This is a genomic window from Nitrosomonas marina, assembly GCF_900110145.1.
GTDB classification, from domain to species: domain Bacteria; phylum Pseudomonadota; class Gammaproteobacteria; order Burkholderiales; family Nitrosomonadaceae; genus Nitrosomonas; species Nitrosomonas marina.
In genome coordinates this window covers 1-1,167 of record NZ_FOCP01000068.1, presented here as the reverse complement: position 1 = coordinate 1,167, position 1,167 = coordinate 1, and the positions used below count along the sequence as shown (strand labels likewise).

Below are 1,167 nucleotides of genomic sequence, written 5' to 3'. Positions count from 1 at the left end.
ACAGGTCATGGCAAAGAGCAAGTTTGAGCGTTCGAAACCACACGTAAATGTGGGCACGATAGGACATGTGGATCATGGTAAGACGACGCTGACGGCGGCGATTACGACGATTCTGACAACGAAGTTTGGCGGAGAGTCAAAGAGTTATGATCAGATTGATTCTGCACCTGAAGAACGGGCGCGGGGTATAACCATTAACACGGCGCATGTTGAGTATGAGACAACAAGTCGCCATTATGCACACGTTGACTGTCCCGGGCATGCTGACTATGTTAAGAACATGATTACGGGCGCGGCGCAGATGGACGGTGCGATACTGGTTGTATCTGCTGCTGATGGTCCTATGCCGCAGACGAGGGAGCATATATTGCTTGCTCGACAGGTTGGGGTTCCCTACATCATTGTGTACATGAACAAAGCGGACATGGTTGATGATGCTGAGTTGCTGGAGCTGGTGGAGATGGAGATACGCGAGCTGCTGTCCAAATACGATTTTCCAGGAGATGATACACCGATCATAGTAGGGTCGGCGCTGAAGGCGCTGGAAGGAGATCAAAGCGAGATCGGCGAGCCATCGATTCTGAAGCTGGCGGAAGCGCTGGACAACTACATACCTGAGCCTGAGCGCGCGATTGATGGTGCGTTTATTATGCCTGTGGAAGACGTGTTTTCGATATCCGGACGTGGAACGGTGGTAACAGGCCGTGTTGAGAGAGGCATTATCAAGGTTGGTGAAGAGATTGAGATAGTGGGGCTGAAGCCAACGTTGAAGACGGTGTGTACGGGAGTGGAGATGTTCCGGAAGCTGCTGGACCAGGGCCAGGCGGGAGATAACGTAGGGGTTCTGTTGCGCGGGACCAAACGTGAAGAAGTTGAGCGTGGTCAGGTGTTGGCGAAGCCGGGCAGCATATCGCCGCATACGAAGTTTTCGGCGGAGATATATGTGCTGAGTAAAGAGGAAGGTGGAAGACATACACCGTTTTTTCCTGGATATCGTCCGCAGTTTTATTTCAGGACGACAGACGTGACCGGCTCGATTGAATTGCCGGCAGGGACGGAGATGGTGATGCCTGGAGATAATATATCGGTGACGGTGAATCTGATAGCGCCGATTGCGATGGACGAGGGTTTGCGTTTTGCGATTCGGGAAGGCGGAAGAACGGTCGG

1 protein-coding gene is annotated in these 1,167 nt (G+C 52.5%); it reads left to right on the top strand.

Features of this window, described 5'->3' with window-relative positions; all coding sequences use genetic code 11:
* Positions 1-7: 7 nt before the first annotated feature.
* Positions 8-1,167, top strand: a 1,160-nt coding sequence (gene tuf / locus BMX44_RS16395) for an elongation factor Tu (RefSeq protein ID WP_090635011.1), incomplete at its 3' end; no start/stop codon positions are given.